The organism is Actinobacillus suis ATCC 33415 (assembly GCF_000739435.1).
In the GTDB taxonomy this organism is placed as follows: Bacteria; Pseudomonadota; Gammaproteobacteria; order Enterobacterales; family Pasteurellaceae; genus Actinobacillus; species Actinobacillus suis.
This window is the reverse complement of record NZ_CP009159.1, coordinates 2,078,621-2,097,896: the sequence shown is the minus strand read 5'-3', so window position 1 is coordinate 2,097,896 and position 19,276 is coordinate 2,078,621. Positions and strand designations below refer to the sequence as shown.

At 40.2% G+C, this 19,276-nt stretch carries 16 protein-coding genes, 1 tRNA gene and 2 rRNA genes; 6 read left to right on the top strand and 13 right to left on the bottom strand.

Annotated features, from left to right (window positions below; translation table 11 throughout):
* Positions 1-184 precede the first annotated feature (184 nt).
* The 10 genes from ASU1_RS09690 to ASU1_RS09645 form a co-directional block, all read right to left on the bottom strand.
* Positions 185-1,531, bottom strand: coding sequence for an SLC13 family permease (locus ASU1_RS09690; RefSeq protein WP_015674190.1), 1,347 nt, complete (start codon positions 1,529-1,531; stop codon positions 185-187).
* 104 nt (positions 1,532-1,635) lie between these two features.
* On the bottom strand, positions 1,636-3,501 hold the full coding sequence (locus tag ASU1_RS09685; protein ID WP_039195510.1) for an SLC13 family permease: 1,866 nt from the start codon (positions 3,499-3,501) through the stop codon (positions 1,636-1,638).
* A gap of 101 nt (positions 3,502-3,602) precedes the next feature.
* Positions 3,603-5,423 (bottom strand): glutamine--fructose-6-phosphate transaminase (isomerizing), encoded by a 1,821-nt coding sequence (gene glmS, locus ASU1_RS09680; RefSeq protein ID WP_015674188.1) that lies wholly within the window; start codon positions 5,421-5,423, stop codon positions 3,603-3,605.
* Between the two features lie 122 nt (positions 5,424-5,545).
* Positions 5,546-6,307 (bottom strand): DeoR/GlpR family DNA-binding transcription regulator, encoded by a 762-nt coding sequence (locus tag ASU1_RS09675; protein WP_015674187.1) that lies wholly within the window; start codon positions 6,305-6,307, stop codon positions 5,546-5,548.
* Between the two features lie 146 nt (positions 6,308-6,453).
* A complete protein-coding gene (locus tag ASU1_RS09670) occupies positions 6,454-6,654 on the bottom strand; it encodes a glycine zipper 2TM domain-containing protein (protein ID WP_015674186.1) in 201 nt (66 codons plus the stop codon).
* A gap of 174 nt (positions 6,655-6,828) precedes the next feature.
* Entirely contained in the window at positions 6,829-8,874 is a 2,046-nt protein-coding gene (locus ASU1_RS09665) for a UDP-glucose:protein N-beta-glucosyltransferase (RefSeq protein ID WP_039195508.1), read from the bottom strand.
* Positions 8,875-8,891: 17 nt separating this feature from the next.
* Positions 8,892-10,223 (bottom strand): 30S ribosomal protein S12 methylthiotransferase RimO, encoded by a 1,332-nt coding sequence (gene rimO, locus ASU1_RS09660; protein WP_015674184.1) that lies wholly within the window; start codon positions 10,221-10,223, stop codon positions 8,892-8,894.
* Between the two features lie 175 nt (positions 10,224-10,398).
* Positions 10,399-11,097, bottom strand: coding sequence for a 5'-methylthioadenosine/S-adenosylhomocysteine nucleosidase (gene mtnN, locus ASU1_RS09655; protein ID WP_015674183.1), 699 nt, complete (start codon positions 11,095-11,097; stop codon positions 10,399-10,401).
* Positions 11,097-11,804 (bottom strand): thiol:disulfide interchange protein DsbA/DsbL, encoded by a 708-nt coding sequence (locus ASU1_RS09650; RefSeq protein ID WP_015674182.1) that lies wholly within the window; start codon positions 11,802-11,804, stop codon positions 11,097-11,099. Before ASU1_RS09650 ends, mtnN begins: the two co-directional genes overlap by 1 nt.
* A 67-nt stretch (positions 11,805-11,871) precedes the next feature.
* Entirely contained in the window at positions 11,872-12,093 is a 222-nt protein-coding gene (locus ASU1_RS09645; RefSeq protein WP_005621277.1) for a SlyX family protein, read from the bottom strand.
* Positions 12,094-12,176: 83 nt separating this feature from the next.
* Between ASU1_RS09645 and fkpA the strand changes: the two genes are divergently transcribed.
* The 6 genes from fkpA to ASU1_RS09615 all read left to right on the top strand — a co-directional run bounded on the left by fkpA (position 12,177) and on the right by ASU1_RS09615 (position 15,555).
* Positions 12,177-12,905: an FKBP-type peptidyl-prolyl cis-trans isomerase gene (fkpA, locus tag ASU1_RS09640; RefSeq protein WP_015674181.1), complete on the top strand. Its 729-nt coding sequence runs from the start codon at positions 12,177-12,179 to the stop codon at positions 12,903-12,905.
* 114 nt (positions 12,906-13,019) lie between these two features.
* Positions 13,020-13,679, top strand: a complete 660-nt coding sequence (locus ASU1_RS09635) for a helix-turn-helix transcriptional regulator (protein ID WP_015674180.1) — start codon at positions 13,020-13,022, stop codon at positions 13,677-13,679.
* The gene (gene tusD / locus ASU1_RS09630) at positions 13,679-14,056 is read left to right on the top strand and encodes a sulfurtransferase complex subunit TusD (protein ID WP_015674179.1); all 378 of its coding nucleotides are present in this window, start codon (positions 13,679-13,681) and stop codon (positions 14,054-14,056) included. Before ASU1_RS09635 ends, tusD begins: the two co-directional genes overlap by 1 nt.
* Positions 14,056-14,430: a sulfurtransferase complex subunit TusC gene (tusC, locus tag ASU1_RS09625; RefSeq protein ID WP_015674178.1), complete on the top strand. Its 375-nt coding sequence runs from the start codon at positions 14,056-14,058 to the stop codon at positions 14,428-14,430. Before tusD ends, tusC begins: the two co-directional genes overlap by 1 nt.
* 12 nt (positions 14,431-14,442) lie before the next feature.
* Positions 14,443-14,709, top strand: coding sequence for a sulfurtransferase complex subunit TusB (gene tusB, locus ASU1_RS09620; protein ID WP_015674177.1), 267 nt, complete (start codon positions 14,443-14,445; stop codon positions 14,707-14,709).
* Positions 14,710-15,555: a glycosyltransferase family 8 protein gene (locus tag ASU1_RS09615; RefSeq protein WP_015674176.1), complete on the top strand. Its 846-nt coding sequence runs from the start codon at positions 14,710-14,712 to the stop codon at positions 15,553-15,555.
* A 265-nt stretch (positions 15,556-15,820) separates the two neighbouring features.
* On the opposite strand, the gene rrf is transcribed toward ASU1_RS09615, so the two are convergent.
* The 3 genes from rrf to ASU1_RS09600 form a co-directional block, all read right to left on the bottom strand.
* Positions 15,821-15,936: ribosomal RNA gene (gene rrf, locus ASU1_RS09610) — 5S ribosomal RNA — on the bottom strand.
* A 106-nt stretch (positions 15,937-16,042) separates the two neighbouring features.
* Positions 16,043-18,942: ribosomal RNA gene (locus ASU1_RS09605) — 23S ribosomal RNA — on the bottom strand.
* Between the two features lie 192 nt (positions 18,943-19,134).
* Positions 19,135-19,210: transfer RNA gene (locus tag ASU1_RS09600), tRNA-Glu, on the bottom strand.
* Positions 19,211-19,276 lie beyond the last annotated feature (66 nt).

Sequence of the window (19,276 nt, the reverse complement as noted above, 5' to 3'; positions counted from 1 at the left end):
CTCTTTTGTGTCGGAAACGTATTATAGAGAAATAATTATTGATGATAAGATAGATTATAGTTAATAGACTATTACAAAAAAAGAAATAATCATTTAAGGATTTTTGTGTACAACTTTATACAAGCGGTCAACTTTGACATTAAATTTGCAAAAAAATAGACAAAATCGACCGCTTAAGCTTACATTAAGGGAAAAGAATCGGCACCAAGAAAGCAGTTACTAACATCGTAATCACCGTAAAAGGCAAGCCGACTTTAAGAAAATCGCTAAATCGATAATTACCGAGCGAAACCACCATCGAGTTGACCGGCGAGATTGGCGTCATAAACGCAGCGGAAGAGGCAATCGCCACCACCATCACTAGCAAAATATCACCGGATTTGACCGTTTCAGTCAGCAAATTATTTTGTAAAATCTGTCCTTCTCGTTTGATACCCACCACACTTAAACCGAAGTTAGAGCGGAAATTTAACGCATCAACGGTTTGCCCGATGGTTTCGGTTTCCGGCATTACACCTAGCTCCGCCATGCCGACTGACTTAGATTGAGTCGAAAAATATTCGCCTTTCAACTCAATCGGCTGCATACCGAATTCTTCGCAAAGTTGTACAAAGCGAGCCTCATCAACCCCGATATCCATCAATAGAATATCTTTCTTTTGTAATTGGTCTTTACCAAATGCGGCTAAAGTAATATGACGGAAATTCTTATAACGTTGAATTGCGATAATATTAAGCTGGTAAACCGAACGCAGATTCAGTTCATCAATAGTTTTACCAATAAAGTGTGAATTTTCGCTTAACACTACCATTTTGGCACGACCATTTAACTTATATTCTTCAATCAAATGCGCCATTGAATCTTCGTTACTTGCCACCACCGGCACACTACCATCATCTAACCAACGACGTACCGCCAACATATATAAAATACCAAGTACTAAAACTAAGGCACCAATCGGGGTAAAGCTAAAGAAATGAAATCCTTCATAACCGGCCTTAACCAATTCAGCGTGTGTCACTAAATTAGGGGCTGTCGCGATTAAGGTCATCATACCGCTGATTAAACCGGCAACGGCAAGCGGCATCATTAAACGACGAGGAGAAATATTGAGGCTGGCACAAATTGCTAAAGTCACCGGAATAAAAATTGCCACAATACCGGTCGAACTCATAAATGCACCGAGCGTACCGATCGATAACATCAGCAAAGCAATCACTTTAGCTTCACTCGCTCCCGCTACACGTAGTAACCAATCACTCATTTGATTCGCCACACCGGTTCGAACAAGCGCATCACCAATGATATAAAGTAGTGCAAGTAAAATCACGTTTGGATCACCAAATCCGGCTAACGCTTCTTTGGTGGTTAAAATACCGCTTAAACTAAATGCCAATAGCACCATGAGTGCGATGACGTCCATACGCAATTTATTTTGAATAAATAGCACGACCGCAACAGCCAGAATCGCTAATACCCAAAACAAGGGAAGTTGCATAAAGGAAGGTAAATAATTGATGATCGTTTGCATAATTCTCTCTTATTGTAAAAAATCCGCCGAATTATACCGCTTCATGTTACTAAAAAAAGCCTGTGATCATAAAAATCACAGGCTTTTTAGCTAATGGACGCAAACTACAACGGAAATAATAACGTAACTAACCATATCGTTACGCCCATTACTAATAATGTGAACGGTACGCCGACTTTCACAAAATCGATAAAGCGATAACCGGCGGGCGCAATCACCATGGTGTTGACCGGCGAAGAAATAGGCGTCATAAATGCCGCCGAGGATGCAATCGTAATCACCATCACAAATGCAATCGGTGAATAGCCTAATTGTTTCGCCACTTCAATTGCTATCGGTGCCATTAAGATTGCGGTTGCCGTATTCGAAATAAACAGCCCAACTAATGCAGTAAGCACAAATAAACCGCATAACACCAAGCTATAATGCGTACTTTCCCCGCCGGTAAGCGCTAAAAACTCTTCCACAATTAACGATACACCACCCGTTTTTTGCATTGCGGTCGAAAACGGCATCATACCGACAATTAATAACAGACTCGGAATATGAATGGAGTCATAAGCACTTTTCATATCAATACAACGAAACTTACCGAGTAACAAGCAACAAATCAAAGCAGCAAGCACATTCGGTACCCAGCCGCTGATCATTAGTATCACCATTAACCCAACGGAAAATAATGCATAAGGCGCTTGGCTTGTCGCCAGTGCGATTTGTTTTCCTTCTTTCGGCATACCGAGTAAAAATAAATCTTTATCGTATTTTTCAAGCGTAATGATTTTTTGCCAAACGCCCATGACTAACAGCACATCACCGGCTTTCACCGATTCGGTGAGTAGATTTTCTTGTAGAATGCGATCTTCTCGTTTAATCCCCACCACACTTAAACCGTAAGTCGAGCGAAAATTTAGCTGTTGTACTGTTTTTCCGATACTTTCCGTTTCCGGCATCACCGCAAATTCCGCCATGCCGACCGATTTAGCGTGTGTAGAAAAATATTCGCCTTTTAGTTCAATACGCTGTAATTTGCATTCCTCACATAACATCGCAAAAGATTCTTCATCAATGCTAATATCCATCAGTAAAATATCTTTCGCTTGCAATTGATCGTTACCGAACGCCGCCATAATTTGTGAACGGAAATTTTTATAGCGCTGGATAGCAATCACATTCATTCGATATAACGAACGTAATTTTAGTTCGTCCATAGTTTTGCCGATAAACGGTGAATCTTCTTGCAAAATCACCATCTTGGCACGCCCATGCAATTGATACTGTTCAATCAAATGCGACATACTGTTATCGTCTTTAGCTAACACTTGCACATCGCCATTATCCAACCAACGGCGAGCAATGAGCATATATAGAATACCTAACAGCAGAACAACCAAACCAATCGGTGTAAAGCTAAAAAAGCCAAACCCTTGGTAGCCGGCTTTAACTAATTCCGCATGCGTGACTAAGTTAGGTGCAGTAGCAATTAAAGTCATCATACCGCTAATCAAGCCGGCAATACTGAGCGGCATCATCATCCGCCTAGGAGAAATATTCATACCGGCACAAATCGCCAATGCTACAGGAATAAAAATAGCAACAATGCCGGTCGAACTCATAAATGCGCCCAACAACCCGATTGATAACATCATCAAGGCCAACACTTTGGTTTCGCTAGAACCCGCCACCCGCATCAACCAATCGCTAATATGATACGCCACCCCCGTACGAGCCAGAGCTTCTCCCACCACATATAACAAAGCCAGTAAGACAATATTCGGGTCACTCAAACCGGCAAAAATTTCTTGTGTAGTTAATATGCCCGTTAACCCAAAGCCCAACATTACCAACAAAGCGACAATATCCATTCGCAATTTATTTTGAATAAATAAGCCGACAGCAATCGCAAGCAATGCCAACACCCAAAACAATGGATATTGCAAAAAAGCAGGTAAATGATTAACAAAATTCTGCATACTGTTCCCCTTTGCAAAATATTGTTGAAATTATACCGCTTGTGAATAAAAAAAAGCCGGAGATTAATCAAATCTCCGGCTTTTCTCTATATTTAGATCAATTATTCTACTGTTACAGACTTCGCAAGGTTACGAGGTTGATCAACGTCAGTACCTTTGATTAGCGCAACATGATAAGAAAGTAATTGTAACGGTACGGTGTAAAAGATAGGTGCAGTTACTTCATCTACTTTAGGGAACACTACCGTTTTATACCCTAACCCTGCATCATGATCAGCAAAAATAAATAACTGACCACCACGAGCACGTACTTCTTCAATATTTGATTTTACTTTTTCAAGTAATTCATTTTCTGGTGCCACAACCACAACTGGCATTTCACTATCAATTAATGCTAATGGACCGTGTTTCAACTCACCTGCTGCATAAGCTTCTGCGTGAATGTATGAAATCTCTTTTAATTTTAATGCAGATTCCATTGCAATTGGATAAAACTCTCCACGCCCTAAGAATAAACTATGATGTTTATCTGCAAAATCTTCTGAAAGTTGTTCGATTTCTTTCTCATGCGTTAATGCACTCTCAATCTGTGCAGGTAAACGCTGTAATGCATGAACAATATCTGCTTCCTGTGATGCAGTTAAATTACCTTTTAAACGACCTAAAGCAGCTGTTAATAATAACAAACATGTAAGCTGAGTAGTAAATGCCTTAGTTGAAGCAACACCTACCTCTACGCCAGCTTTTGTCATAAATGCAAAATCAGACTCACGAACAAGCGATGAAGTTGCTACATTACAAACTGTCATTGCGCTCATAAACCCAGCTTCTTTAGCTAAACGTAATGCCGCTAACGTATCAGCCGTTTCACCTGATTGTGAAATAGTTACTAATAAACTATTAGGACGGGTCACAAATTTGCGATAACGGAACTCAGAAGCAATCTCTACATCACATGCAACGCCAGCTAATGATTCAAGCCAATAACGAGCTACCATACCCGCATTGTAAGATGTACCACATGCAACAATTTGTACGTGTTCAACTTTAGTTAAAATATCTGCTGCATTTGGTGCAATTGCATCGATTTTCACTTTACCATTTTCGATACGACCGTCTAAGGTATTCATGATCGCTACCGGTTGTTCGAAAATTTCTTTCTGCATATAGTGACGGTATGGGCCTTTGTCTGCAGCATCTGCTTCGAAGTTACCTTCGTGAATTTCACGTTCAACTTTTTGACCGTCACGGCTATAGATATCTACAGTGTGACGAGTAATTTCCGCTACATCACCTTCTTCAAGGTAAGCAAAACGACGAGTTACGCTTAATAATGCTAATGGGTCTGATGCTAAGAAGTTTTCGCCAACACCATAACCGATAACTAATGGGCTGCCAGAACGCGCAACGATTAAACGAGATGGATCATCTTGATTCATTACTACTGTACCGTATGCACCACGTAATTGAACGACTGTTTTTTGAACCGCTTCTAATAAAGAACTTGATGTGCGGAGCTCCCACTCTGCTAAGTGAGCAATTACTTCAGTGTCAGTTTGCGACTGGAATACATAACCGCGCTCTTGTAAAACCGCTTTTAATTCTTCATAGTTTTCAATGATACCATTGTGTACCACTGCAATTTTACCGCTGCGATGCGGGTGAGCATTGGTTTCAGATGGTTCACCATGAGTTGCCCAGCGAGTATGAGCAATACCTGTACCACCAACTAATGGGTTTGCAGAAATAGCATCATCTAATGCTTTTACTTTACCTACACGACGAACAATTTGCATATTGTGTTCTTCGTTTAGAACTGCAACACCCGCAGAGTCGTAACCACGATACTCTAAGCGGTGTAAACCATCTACTAAAATGTTAGCTACGTCGCGTTGTGCTACTGCACCTACAATTCCGCACATAATGTCTTTCCTATGTTAAAGTTAAAAAATAATAAATAACTGGGCAATAGCGAATAAATTACGATTCTAATGTGCCAATTCCATTAAAATACGATCATTGCCACTGTTTATTATTTGCTCGCTTAATCACGAGCCACAATCACTTCTATCCCATATGATTCGATGGTCTTTTTAATTTCTTCATCAATATCGGCATCAGTGATCAATTTATTCACGCCTTTCCACTCAAGCTCAAGATTTGGCATTTTACGCCCCATCTTTTGAGACTCAATTAAGACGATAACTTCTCGAGAAACCTCCGCCATAACTTGGCTTAAGCCTACGAGTTCATTAAATGTTGTGGTACCACGTGCTAAATCTAGACCATCTGCACCAATAAATAGTTGGTCAAAATCGTAAGAACGTAGTACTTGCTCGGCAACTTTACCTTGGAATGAATCAGAACGAGTATCCCAAGTACCACCGGTCATCAAAACCGTAGGCTCATTATCAAGCATGGTTAATTCGGTTGCTAATGCTAATGAATTAGTCATAATCACTAAGCCCGTCTGGTACAAGGCTTTTACCATCGCTCCGGTCGTACTGCCGCTGTCAATGATAATCCGATTATGATCTCGAATATGTTTTACCGCTTCATTCGCAATCGCTAATTTTTGTTTTGAAAGTTGCTCGTTACTATCTTCTATCATTTCTGATGGAATTTTTACTGCTCCACCATAGCGACGTAATAACAAACCGCTTTCTTCTAAAGCGGTTAAATCCTTACGAATCGTCACTTCAGACGTTTCGAAGAAACTTGCCAATGTTTCAACACTCACCTCTCCCTGTTCTTGTACCATTTTTACAATTAGGTGGCGACGTTGTTGCGTATTTCTTTTTGACATACTTTCCTCATGAGAAGTTTCGATATTTAATATCTAAATTTCGTTTCAAAACATCCGAATTATATTAGATAATTTTATTTATGCAACTTTTTGTATAAAAAATAAGACCAGCTAATTTTTATAATTAACTGGTCTTATTTGAAGAATTATTTAATTTGGCTACCGATAACACCGCCCAATGCAGCACCACCTAATGTCGCGCCAGTAGAATTTCCAATCATATTACCAGCAACCCCACCAACTGCGGCGCCAATTGCCGTATTACGTTGTGATTTAGTTAAGCCGTTACACGCTGAAACTGTTGTTGCCAATACCGCAACCGCAAGTACTTTTACCATAAATTTCATTATTAATTCCTTATTTTAAAGGTTACTACTATCACAAATTGTTTATATAAACATTTGCTTTCCATAAGACTTAATTCATATCAAAAGGTTCGAAAAACAAGACTCATCTGACCAGAATTTAAACAATAAAAAAGCACCGAGGTCTCCTCGGTGCTTTTACAATAAATACGTTAATTATTTAGTCGTTTTCTTTACTTTTTTAGCTGCTGCTTTTAACGGAGAATCTTTTTTCGCCGTTTCCTTTTTAGCTTTAGTTGCTGTTTTTACCTTCGTTGTCGAAGCAGCTTTAACCGTTTTGGTTTTTCTTGGCGTTTTTGCTTTAGGTTCATCTACAAGTGTATTAATTTGTAGTTCAACACTATTCTGCTTAGCCCATTCCATCGCTTTCGTTAATAAAATATGTCCCATTGGGCGAGGATCTCCGGTAAATAACGTATTCAAACCGTTATTTTCAATAATATGACGACGTAATTCTAAACGCTCTTGATGATTTTCTGCTAAACGCACTGCTCGTTCAACATACTCATCTACCGTATTAGCGATAAGCCACTCAGGTAAACCTAAACGTTTAAATAATCCTTCATCAATATGTTCATGCACTTCCGGTCCGGTCTTACATACACCGACTAAACCTAACGTGACCATATCGATAATACCGTTTGTATTACCAAACGGGAACGGATTCACCATCATATCGCAGTTATGCAAAATACTGAGATATTGGTGGTAAGGTGAATGAGGATGTGCCGTTGCCGAATCACCTAAATAAGATTTAATAAAGCGTTCCACATACGGATGGGTCACACCATTTGATTGACCTAAAGCAAAATGGAAATGTACTTTCACTTTAGCACGATCACGAATCGCTTTTAATGCCTCTAAGAAATACGGATTTAACTTCATCGTGGTTGAAGCAATACCAATATTTACGACTTCCGGATTCTCACGTAATAAGTATTCAACTTTCTCAGGCGCTAACGCAGATGGAACATACGGCAATGCATCTTTCGGTAAACGTAATAACGTTTCGCTGAAGCATTCTTCCGAACCTACATAATCGTCTTCCACAATCACATACTCAATAAAGTCGGAATGAGTCGTTGCCGGATGACCTAAAGCGATAACTTGTACTGGCGCTAAACGGGTATTACTTGCAAAAATCGTTGCTAAATCCATACCGATACTCGGCATATAGAACACTAATGCACCATTCGTTTCACAAATTGAGCGGATAAACTCTAATTTGTCTTTCATATTATTACCATCAACCAGATGGAATTCATCGAATACGTCTCTACCCGCTTGGTCAACCGATGCATTACCTAAACCGATGAGGTGGAAATGTTCACGAGCTGCAATCATTGAAGTAGAGTGAGTACGATAAATCGAATGTGCAGAATGGAAATGTTCTAGTAATACAACCATTACCGGCTTACCATTACGGTAACCGATTTTAGTCACATCACGATCTTGCCACCCATATTCATTTTCGATATGGCGACGAATCACTTGATTTAATGCTTTTTTCACATCGTGCTTATTTGCGGCAATGTCATAGCTACAGTGCATATAAACATCATGCGAAATGGCACTCGGCACATTATTTAGATTTTGTAATTGTGCTAAACGAGCTGGGAACCATTGTAAAATCGCACCACGTTTTGAGAATGATGCTGGCGTACCGATAAATCGAGGCGACTGTAATGCAAAGCAAAGTGAAGCACAAAGTTCCGGATCTGCATTCCATGCAGCATCAAGGTTTAAATTTACGTTCGATTCCGGTAAATATAAAATACAGAATTTAATTAATGCCGCTTTTGTTGCTTCTAAATGAATATCTAAGCTATTCTCACGATTTGGATTACGATTATATGTTTGTAATACATGATCCGCATTAACATACGGAGAACTTGCAAAAATCAGGGACAACCAGCGTTGGAATGCTAGAAAACGCTGCGCACCTTCTACTGAAATCTCTAAGCCTGGATCAGAAAACAACGTACTCACTGCATTCGCTAAACGCGTACAGAAATAAACTGTTTTCTCTTGCTCAAGATCTTTTAATTGAGAAGGAAATTCAAACTCAATGTCTTGAATACCACCAAAATTACTATCGAGTTTCGCTAAAATCTCAAGTAATTCGGTACAAGATTCTTCATATTTTTTTGCTGCTACTGCAGCTTCAAATGTTGCTAAATTAGGTTTTTTAGTGTGTTCCATACGAATTGTCCCAAAAATTAACACGTTCCCCAAAGATCATATTCATCTGCGTTTGTAATCGTTACAGAAATGATTTGGCCAATTTTAACTTCCTGATTTGAAATATTATCTACATATACTACACCATCAATTTCCGGTGCGTCAGCCATTGAACGGCCAATAATACCTTCTTCGTCAATTTCATCAACGATAACGGCAAGGGTTTTACCCACTTTTTGTTGTAAACGAGCAGCTGAAATACGTTGCTGAACTTGCATAAAACGGTGAAAACGCTCTTCTTTCACATCTTCCGGCACTTGATCCGCCATTTCAGTTGCTACCGCACCTTCTACCGGGCTAAATTTAAAACAGCCGACACGATCTAATTGTGCTTCTTCCAAGAAATCCAATAACATTTGGAAATCTTCTTCCGTCTCCCCTGGGAAGCCGACAATAAAGGTTGAACGTAACGTTAATTCCGGACAGATCTCACGCCATTTTTTAATACGCTCCAACGTGCGCTCAATAGAGCCCGGACGCTTCATTGCTTTTAATACTTTCGGACTTGCATGTTGTAGCGGAATATCCAAATACGGCAAGATTTTACCTTGCGCCATTAACGGAATTAAATCATCGACATGCGGATACGGATATACATAATGTAGACGAACCCAAATGCCTAAAGTTCCTAATTGCTCACATAGCGTAATCAGATTATTTTTAATTGGTGCACCATTCCAGAAGACCGTTTTATTTTGATTTTCTTTTGACTGATCTAACGAATATGCGGAAGTATCTTGAGAAACGATTAATAACTCTTTTACTCCTGAGTCAGCAAGACGTTTTGCCTCGTCCAACACCTGAACAATCGGGCGACTATCTAAATCACCACGCATTGAAGGAATAATACAGAACGTACAACGATGGTCACAGCCTTCTGAGATTTTTAAATAAGCATAATGTTTAGGCGTCAGTTTAACTCCCTGCGCCGGTACTAGGCTGGTATAAATATTGCGTTCCGGACGTGGCACATATTTATGTACATGCTGCATAACCGCTTCATAACTATGTGGTCCGGTAATCTCTAATACTTTCGGATGCACTTCACGAATTTGGTTTTCTTTTGCCCCTAAACAACCAGTTACAATGACTTTGCCGTTTTCTTCCAATGCTTCACCGATAGCCTCTAATGACTCTTGTACCGCACTGTCGATAAAACCGCAGGTATTAACAATCACTAAATCCGCATTTTCATAACTTGGAATAATGTTGTAACCATCTGTACGCAACTCCGTCAAAATACGTTCGGAATCAACTAAATTTTTAGGGCAGCCAAGGCTGATAAAACCAATATTGGGAGTAGTACTCATAAATTTCTCAAAAATATAATTAGGTAATCAATAAATAAAAAAAGACCTACAAATAAGCGTAGGTAAAAGATTGAATATTGTACAAAACTTACAATAGAATAGCGATAATAAGCGGTCGAATTTTTAACTTTTTTTGCAAAATTTTGTTAAATTTCGACCGCTTGTTTACTTTCCATTAAGCAACGCTATTTAACATTGCCACTACAATTTCTGATGATTTTTCTGCTGCCAGTGGTAAAAATTCATCAAAAGAAAGATGAGATTCTTTATCTGCAACATCTGAAATCGCACGTACAATCACAAAAGGTACTTCAAACGCATGGCAAACTTGTGCAATCGCCGCAGCTTCCATCTCAACAGCTGCAACGCTTGGGAAGTTTTGACGAATTTGCGCAATTTTTTCTGCTCCGTTCACAAATAAATCACCACTACAAATTAAACCGGATACCGCATTAAACCCCGCTTTTTCTGTTTCTTTAATTGCCACATTCATCAAATGCTCATTTGGAATAAATGCCGCAGGGTTAGCCGGTAATTGCCCTTTTTCATAACCAAATGCCGTCACGTCTACATCGTGGTGACGCACTTCCGTTGAAATCACGATATCTCCGACATTTAATTTTGGATCTAAGCCACCAGCAGATCCCGTATTAATAATCATATCCGGCTTTGCTAATTCAAGTAATAACGTCGTGCCTACAGCAGCAGCAACTTTACCAATGCCGGATTGTAATAACGCCACACGCGTATTATTAATTTTACCGTCATAAATTTTACAACCCGCTATTTCCGTTACTTTTGCTTCAACCATTAAATTACGTAAAATTTCAACTTCTTGCGCCATTGCGCCGATAATTCCAATTTTTAATTTCATTATTTTTTATCCTCTTTTTGTTCTTGTTGTAGTTTCTCAATTAAGAAATCTAATACACCGTAAGTATAATCGTCGTTGTATAAAGTATTTTGTAACAAAATGTATTTGCCATTCAATATAGCTATCGGTACATACGGTGGATTGTATAAGTTAAACAACACTCTTTCTTGTTCCATTCGTTGCTTAACTTCTTCCGAATAAAACAATTTATTAAATGCGCTAGCATCTAAACCTTTTGAAGTTAGCCATTGTGTCACAGCCGCATCACTTTTCACTAAACTGACATGGTCTTTGCGCCCTACACTATCAAATAAATAAAGTTCACTCAAATCCTCACGCCCGATGACCATAAAAGTCGAATGCATTTGACCGGTAAACGAATCACCTTTTTCATAAGCAGGCGAACGCTGCAACACAACTTTATCTTTATGTTGTTCTGCGTACTGTTTTAAATAGTCATTAGCATTTAAACAAATGGCACAATCATATTTAAAGAAATATTGAATTAATACGCGACCATCTTTAGGTAGCTCAATCCTTATTGGTTTCTTATAAGAGTAATAGCCTTTCCCATCTTTAAAAAGCGGTTCATTTTTTGCATTTTTTTGCGCATTTTCAACCGCTTGTACCGAAGAAGCAAAAACAGTTAACGCCAAGATAGATATTGCTAAACCAACACTCCACTTCACTAAATTCTTAAATAACATACTTAGTAAAATTACCTCATAAAAACTATGTGCGATTAGAATCCGAACTAATGAATAAGTTCATAACCTAATAATGCGGTGGGGGAGTTTCTTCCGCTAATGAGGCAACATTACTTGATTGAACGCCTTGCAACTTTTCCGCAAAGTGTCGAACTTGGGTTTGGAGCTTATCCAAAGCAAATTGATGATGAACCAACGCTTGATTCAGCTCTTCTATCGTCACTTCTTGGAAAGCAACTTTTGTTTCTAATTCAGCTATACGTTGTAAAAGATCGTGTTCTATCGTCATTTTTAATAAAAAAGGTTGTCTAATAAAGGAATACACTTTACCCTATCTATCTTTCTTTTAACAATTATTTATAAGGAAAATCTATGTTAAAAAGCAAACTTTCTGTACTTGCAGTCGCAGCGAGCGTATTTGCAGCATCGCAAGCGACCTTTGCAGAACAAAAAGCAGATCAAAAATTTGTAGATGAGTCTTCATACGCAGTCGGCGTATTAATGGGCAAAAACATTGAAGGCGTGGTTGCATCACAAAAAGAAATCTTCTCTTACAACCAAGATAAAATTTTAGCCGGCGTACAAGATACGATTAAAAAAACCGGTAAATTAACCGATGAAGACTTACAAAAACAATTAAAAGCACTTGATACTTATCTTGCAAGCCAAGAAAGCAAAATTGCTGCTGAAAAAAGTAAAGCAACTATCGAAGCAGGAAACAAATTCCGTGCTGAATATGAGAAAAAAGCCGGCGTGAAAAAAACCGCTTCTGGCTTACTCTACAAAATTGAAAAAGCAGGTACCGGCGAATCACCAAAAGCTGAAGATACCGTGAAAGTACACTATAAAGGTACATTAACGGACGGTACGGTGTTCGATAGCTCATACGATCGTGGTGAGCCAATTGAATTCCAATTAAATCAATTAATTCCGGGTTGGATTGAAGCGATTCCAATGCTGAAAAAAGGCGGCAAGATGGAAATCGTATTACCGCCTCAGCTAGGATACGGAGAACGTCAAGCAGGTAAAATTCCGGCAAGCTCAACCTTAAAATTTGAAATCGAATTATTAGATTTCAAAGCGGCTGAAGCGAAAAAATAACCCTTGAATCTAAGCGGTCTAATTTGTAGAATTTTTTGCAAATTAGACCGCTTGCTTTTTAGGTCTCCTCAATATGACTCCATAACAAAAGTGACATAAAGTCCCTAAATACATATGAAAAAATTCCAAACGTTTACCGAAGAAGATCATGCGATTCTAGCGTCTTATTTTCCGATTGTGGACGGCATTGCCGCCTTAATCGGCGAACACTGCGAAATCGTCCTGCATTCACTAGAATTCCTTGAAAACTCTGCCATATATATTGCAAACGGGCATAATACCGATCGCAAAATCGGCTCGCCTCTTACTGATAAAGCGCTTAAATCGTTACATCAAATGAAAACGGATAGCGTCTCTAAGCCTTATTTCACGCGCTCTAAAGGCGGTGTATTAATGAAATCCGTCACCGTGGCGATCCGTAATAGCAAACAACATGTTATCGGTTTTATTTGCATTAATATCAATTTAGATGTACCGGCATCACAATTTTTAAGCGCCTTTATTGCGCCGCTACAAGATGACGAAGACACAGCAGTTAATTTTGCGAGTTCTGTGGAAGATTTAGTTGCTCAAACTATCGAACATACGATTGAAGAAACCATGGCGGATCGTAATGTTGCTAATAACAATAAAAATCGCCATATTGTCGTATCGTTATATGAGAAAGGTATTTTTGATATCAAAGATGCGATCAATCAAGTGGCTGATCGCTTAAATATTTCTCGCCATACCGTTTACCTTTATATCCGACAAATTAAACAGGATAACGAATAATGGATTATGTACTTGCGATAACATCGCCTGTTTACGGTGCACAAGGGGCATATTTGGCTTATCAAGTTGCTGAAGCATTATTAGCTGCAGAACATAACATTAAACAAGTATTTTTCTTTCAAGACGGTATCAGCAATGCAAATGCTTTAGTAAACCCTGCAAGTGATGAAATAAATTTATTAGAAAAATGGCAACACCTCGCAAAATTACACGGTTTACCCTTACACCTTTGTATTTCTGCAGCACAAAGACGGGGAGTTGTGGATCATCAAACCAGTAAAACCCAGCAAACGAATCTTGCCGAAGGTTTTATACTGGCAGGACTTGGTGAATTTAGCCAAGCGGCACTCAAAGCAGACAGACTATTAACCTTTTAATGATGAAAAAATATAAACTTGCATTCCTTTTTACTCAACCACCTTTTGGAACGGCAACCAGTCGTGAAGGCTTAGATACTTTACTTGCTGCCAGCGCTTTTTGTGCCGAAGATGAAATCGCTATCTGCTTTTTAAATGACAGCGTATTCAATCTATTAGCGCAGCAGCAGCCTAATATCATCTTACAGAAAGATCATATCTCAGCCTTTAAATTAATTGATCTATATGATTTAACCGAATGTTTTATTTGTGAAGAATCCATCAACCAAAGAGCATTAAGCAATGCCGAATGGATTTTACCTAACGCAAATATCATCCCTCAAACAGAGCTGTTTGCCATTCTTGCGCAAGCTGAAAAGGTACTAACGTTCTAATAAGGAATCCCTATGCTTTATACATTTTCTAAAGCACAATATGAGTTAACTGAACTAAACCAAATACTCGCTCAAATTACGGCAAATGATGCCATAGTCTTATGGCAAGACGGTGTCTTGCTAGCAGTTAAATATCCTCAACTTTTTTCACAAATATCTCATTTATTTATATTAGCCAACGATCTCGAAGCTAGAGGGTTAAACACAAAATTTAAATCCATTTCGCTTACAGAATTCGTCAAGGTTAGTGAAACCTTTCATCCACAGGTAGCCCTTTAAATGACCGCTACAATGCATATTGCTTTTGCTGCGGATCGTAACTACGCAGAACAAATTATTACCCTAATTAAATCTATTTGCTTTTTTGATAAAGACATACACTTTTATCTGATCAATAAAGATTTTTCAGAACAGTGGTTTTATGCTCTTAATCTGAATTTGAATAAGATAAATTGCCGTATTACAGATATAAAAGTTGAACAGACAAATTTTTCGCATTTAAAAACTATGCAATATGTATCCGAAGCAAGCTACTACCGTTGTTTAATTCCTCAACTTATTCCTCAAGATAAAGTGCTTTATCTCGATTGTGACATAATTGCAAATGGCTCTCTGTTATCACTATACCAACAAGATCTGACAAATTACTTAGCCGCAGCCTCACCGGATTTTTTAATTAATAGCGGCTTCTTCTACCATAAGTTTTTCCCACATATAGAGCAATATTTTAATGCCGGAGTATTATTGTTTAATAATAAAAAATGGCGAGAAACCGCTGATATAGATCAGAGGTTAGAAAATGCAATTCTGACTTATCAGCAAAGCGGTTCTGACTTAGCCGATCAGGATATTTTAAATTTAGTGCTACAGAATCAATACTTCCCATTAGCAAAAAAATATAATTATCAATTTGGTGCAAGCTATTATTTAATTGAAAGTAATCGTTTAGATATTTATGACGATATCATGAATATTGGTGATCAAGCACCGATACTTATTCATTATACAGGGATCGCTAAACCTTGGACGCCGCTGTGCCAAAATAAACATCATGCGGAACAACAATACTGGAAAGCTTATCGTCTTACATGGGCAGAAATTATTGATCACCATATCAACAAATAATATATACCGCTTAATAAGGAAACGGCTAGAATCAATTTCTAGCCGTTTTTTTATTCTCAATAAGCGGTCAAATTTCCCTGCCGTTTTGCAAATCATTAGTAGGGCTATTTAAATCAGCAAAAAGGAAAAAAAGAAAGGAGAAAATGAAAGTAAAGATAAGGATGAGGTTGAGGTTAAGAATAAGGCTCTGGATTAAACAACATCATGCCAGTTGTAGAAAAGCAAAAACCCCGTAGCTATCTCTAACTACGGGGTCCTAAATTCAATCTGGCGATGCCCTACTCTCACATGGGGAAGCCCCACACTACCATCGGCGTTACTGCGTTTTACTTCTGAGTTCGGAATGGAGTCAGGTAGAGCCACAGCACTCTGGTCGCCAGAATATTCTGTTGATGTCTTTTGTCTTCTTTCTTTGTCTTTGTTCTTTCTTCTTAAATTCGAAACAAGCTGCTACTGAGTGTAGTGCTCAAAAACACTTGAGCGTTGTATAGTTAAGCCTCTCGGGCAATTAGTATCTGTTAGCTCAATGGCTCACACCACTTACACACCAGACCTATCTACGTCGTAGTCTCCAACAACCCTTACCGACTTATAGTCGGGGAGAACTCATCTTGAGGCAAGTTTCGTGCTTAGATGCTTTCAGCACTTATCTCTTCCGCATGTAGCTACCCAGCAATGCCTCTGGCGAGACAACTGGAACACCAGTGATGCGTCCACTCCGGTCCTCTCGTACTAGGAGCAGCCCCTCTCAATTCTCCAACGCCCACGGCAGATAGGGACCGAACTGTCTCACGACGTTCTAAACCCAGCTCGCGTACCACTTTAAATGGCGAACAGCCATACCCTTGGGACCTACTTCAGCCCCAGGATGTGATGAGCCGACATCGAGGTGCCAAACACCGCCGTCGATATGAACTCTTGGGCGGTATCAGCCTGTTATCCCCGGAGTACCTTTTATCCGTTGAGCGATGGCCCTTCCATTCAGAACCACCGGATCACTATGACCTGCTTTCGCACCTGCTCGACTTGTCTGTCTCGCAGTTAAGCTTGCTTATACCATTACACTAACCTCACGATGTCCGACCGTGATTAGCAAACCTTCGTGCTCCTCCGTTACTCTTTGGGAGGAGACCGCCCCAGTCAAACTACCCACCAGACACTGTCCGAGACCGCGTTCCGCAATCTTCGTTAGAACATCAAACGTTAAAGGGTGGTATTTCAAGGACGCCTCCAACAACACTGGCGTGTCATCTTCAAAGGCTCCCACCTATCCTACACATCAAAATTCAATGTTCAGTGTCAAGCTATAGTAAAGGTTCACGGGGTCTTTCCGTCTAGCCGCGGGTACACCGCATCTTCACGGCGATTTCAATTTCACTGAGTCTCGGGTGGAGACAGCCTGGCCATCATTATGCCATTCGTGCAGGTCGGAACTTACCCGACAAGGAATTTCGCTACCTTAGGACCGTTATAGTTACGGCCGCCGTTTACTGGGGCTTCGATCAGGAGCTTCTCTTTCGATAACACCATCAATTAACCTTCCAGCACCGGGCAGGCATCACACCCTATACGTCCACTTTCGTGTTTGCAGAGTGCTGTGTTTTTAATAAACAGTTGCAGCCAGCTGGTATCTTCGACCGGTTCAACCTTCGAGAGTAAATCTCTACAATCTACGCCGGCGCACCTTCTCCCGAAGTTACGGTGCTATTTTGCCTAGTTCCTTCACCCGAGTTCTCTCAAGCGCCTGAGTATTCTCTACCTGACCACCTGTGTCGGTTTATAGTACGGTTTAGTATAACCTGAAGCTTAGTGGCTTTTCCTGGAAGCGTGGTATCGGTTACTTCATCTCCGTAGAGACTCGTCATCACTTCTCGGTGTTAACGGAATTCCGGATTTGCCTAAAATTCCCACCTACCGGCTTAAACAGACATCCAACAGTCTGATAACCTAACCTTCTCCGTCCCCACATCGCAGTTATACCAAGTACGGGAATATTAACCCGTTTCCCATCGACTACGCTTTTCAGCCTCGCCTTAGGGGCCGACTCACCCTGCCCCGATTAACGTTGGACAGGAACCCTTGGTCTTCCGGCGAACGAGTTTTTCACTCGTTTTGTCGTTACTTATGTCAGCATTCGCACTTCTGATACGTCCACCAAACTTCTCAATTCAGCTTCATCCGCTTACAGAACGCTCCCCTACCCAACAGTCTTTCGACTGATGCCGCAGCTTCGGTGACTAGTTTTAGCCCCGTTACATCTTCCGCGCAGGCCGACTCGACTAGTGAGCTATTACGCTTTCTTTAAATGGTGGCTGCTTCTAAGCCAACATCCTAGCTGTCTAAGCCTTCCCACTTCGTTTCCCACTTAACTAGTACTTTGGGACCTTAGCTGGCGGTCTGGGTTGTTTCCCTCTCCACGATGGACGTTAGCACCCACCGTGTGTCTCCTGAGTATCACTCTTCGGTATTCGCAGTTTGCATCGGGTTGGTAATCCGGGATGGACCCCTAGCCGAAACAGTGCTCTACCCCCGAAGGTGTCCGCTCAAGGCTCTACCTAAATAGATTTCGGGGAGAACCAGCTATCTCCCGGTTTGATTGGCCTTTCACCCCCAGCCACAAGTCATCCGCTAATTTTTCAACATTAGTCGGTTCGGTCCTCCAATTAGTGTTACCCAATCTTCAACCTGCCCATGGCTAGATCACCGGGTTTCGGGTCTATACCTTGCAACTAAAACGCCCAGTTAAGACTCGGTTTCCCTTCGGCTCCCTTATTCAGTTAACCTCGCTACAAAATATAAGTCGCTGACCCATTATACAAAAGGTACGCAGTCACCCCACAAAGAGGCTCCCACTGCTTGTACGTACACGGTTTCAGGTTCTATTTCACTCCCCTCACTGGGGTTCTTTTCGCCTTTCCTTCACAGTACTGGTTCACTATCGGTCAATCAGGAGTATTTAGCCTTGGAGGATGGTCCCCCCATCTTCAAACAGGATTTCTCGTGTCCCGCCCTACTTGTCGTTAGCTTAGTACCACAATAGACACTTCGAATACGGGACTATCACCCTTTATAGTCGAGCTTCCCAGCTCGTTCTTCTGTGTCTACTGCTATCACTAACAGGCTCTTCCGCTTTCGCTCGCCGCTACTTACAGAATCTCGGTTGATTTCTTTTCCTCGGGGTACTTAGATGTTTCAGTTCTCCCGGTTTGCCTTTACTACCTATGTATTCAGTAGTAAATACTAGATTCTTCATCTAGTGGGTTTCCCCATTCGGAAATCTTGGATTAAACGCTTCTTATCAACTCATCCAAGCTTATCGCAGATTAGCACGTCCTTCTTCGCCTCTGATTGCCAAGGCATCCACCGTGTACGCTTAGTCACTTAACTATACAACCTCAAATGTTTTCAAATCTTATTCAAATCCATTCAATGCTGTATTTTATTCAACTAAACACTTGACTGCTTTTGTTCAGTCAAGATTTTTTTAACTACTCAGACTTTCTTTCGAAAATCTCTCAGTTTTTCAGCTTGTTTCCAATTTTTTAAAGAACAATTTAGACAACAAAAGTCATCTTTAAATGGCGTCCCCACGGGGATTCGAACCCCGGTTACCGCCGTGAAAGGGCGATGTCCTAGGCCTCTAGACGATGGGGACAACATTTAAAGATGCTCTCCACTTTGCCATTTGAGCGCATTATTCTACGTTAAATTCCGTTATTTT

Bases quoted from the DNA above. Each gene is read 5' to 3' on its own strand.
- rimO (WP_015674184.1), bottom strand. From the start codon at position 10,223: ATGAGTACTACTCCCAATATTGGTTTTATCAGCCTTGGCTGCCCTAAA.
- ASU1_RS09635 (WP_015674180.1), top strand. From the start codon at position 13,020: ATGAAAAAATTCCAAACGTTTACCGAAGAAGATCATGCGATTCTAGCG.
- ASU1_RS09690 (WP_015674190.1), bottom strand. From the start codon at position 1,531: ATGCAAACGATCATCAATTATTTACCTTCCTTTATGCAACTTCCCTTG.
- ASU1_RS09685 (WP_039195510.1), bottom strand. From the start codon at position 3,501: ATGCAGAATTTTGTTAATCATTTACCTGCTTTTTTGCAATATCCATTG.
- tusB (WP_015674177.1), top strand. From the start codon at position 14,443: ATGCTTTATACATTTTCTAAAGCACAATATGAGTTAACTGAACTAAAC.
- ASU1_RS09675 (WP_015674187.1), bottom strand. From the start codon at position 6,307: ATGTCAAAAAGAAATACGCAACAACGTCGCCACCTAATTGTAAAAATG.
- ASU1_RS09615 (WP_015674176.1), top strand. From the start codon at position 14,710: ATGACCGCTACAATGCATATTGCTTTTGCTGCGGATCGTAACTACGCA.
- tusC (WP_015674178.1), top strand. From the start codon at position 14,056: ATGATGAAAAAATATAAACTTGCATTCCTTTTTACTCAACCACCTTTT.
- ASU1_RS09665 (WP_039195508.1), bottom strand. From the start codon at position 8,874: ATGGAACACACTAAAAAACCTAATTTAGCAACATTTGAAGCTGCAGTA.
- fkpA (WP_015674181.1), top strand. From the start codon at position 12,177: ATGTTAAAAAGCAAACTTTCTGTACTTGCAGTCGCAGCGAGCGTATTT.
- tusD (WP_015674179.1), top strand. From the start codon at position 13,679: ATGGATTATGTACTTGCGATAACATCGCCTGTTTACGGTGCACAAGGG.
- ASU1_RS09645 (WP_005621277.1), bottom strand. From the start codon at position 12,093: ATGACGATAGAACACGATCTTTTACAACGTATAGCTGAATTAGAAACA.
- mtnN (WP_015674183.1), bottom strand. From the start codon at position 11,097: ATGAAATTAAAAATTGGAATTATCGGCGCAATGGCGCAAGAAGTTGAA.
- ASU1_RS09650 (WP_015674182.1), bottom strand. From the start codon at position 11,804: ATGTTATTTAAGAATTTAGTGAAGTGGAGTGTTGGTTTAGCAATATCT.
- ASU1_RS09670 (WP_015674186.1), bottom strand. From the start codon at position 6,654: ATGAAATTTATGGTAAAAGTACTTGCGGTTGCGGTATTGGCAACAACA.
- glmS (WP_015674188.1), bottom strand. From the start codon at position 5,423: ATGTGCGGAATTGTAGGTGCAGTAGCACAACGCGACGTAGCTAACATT.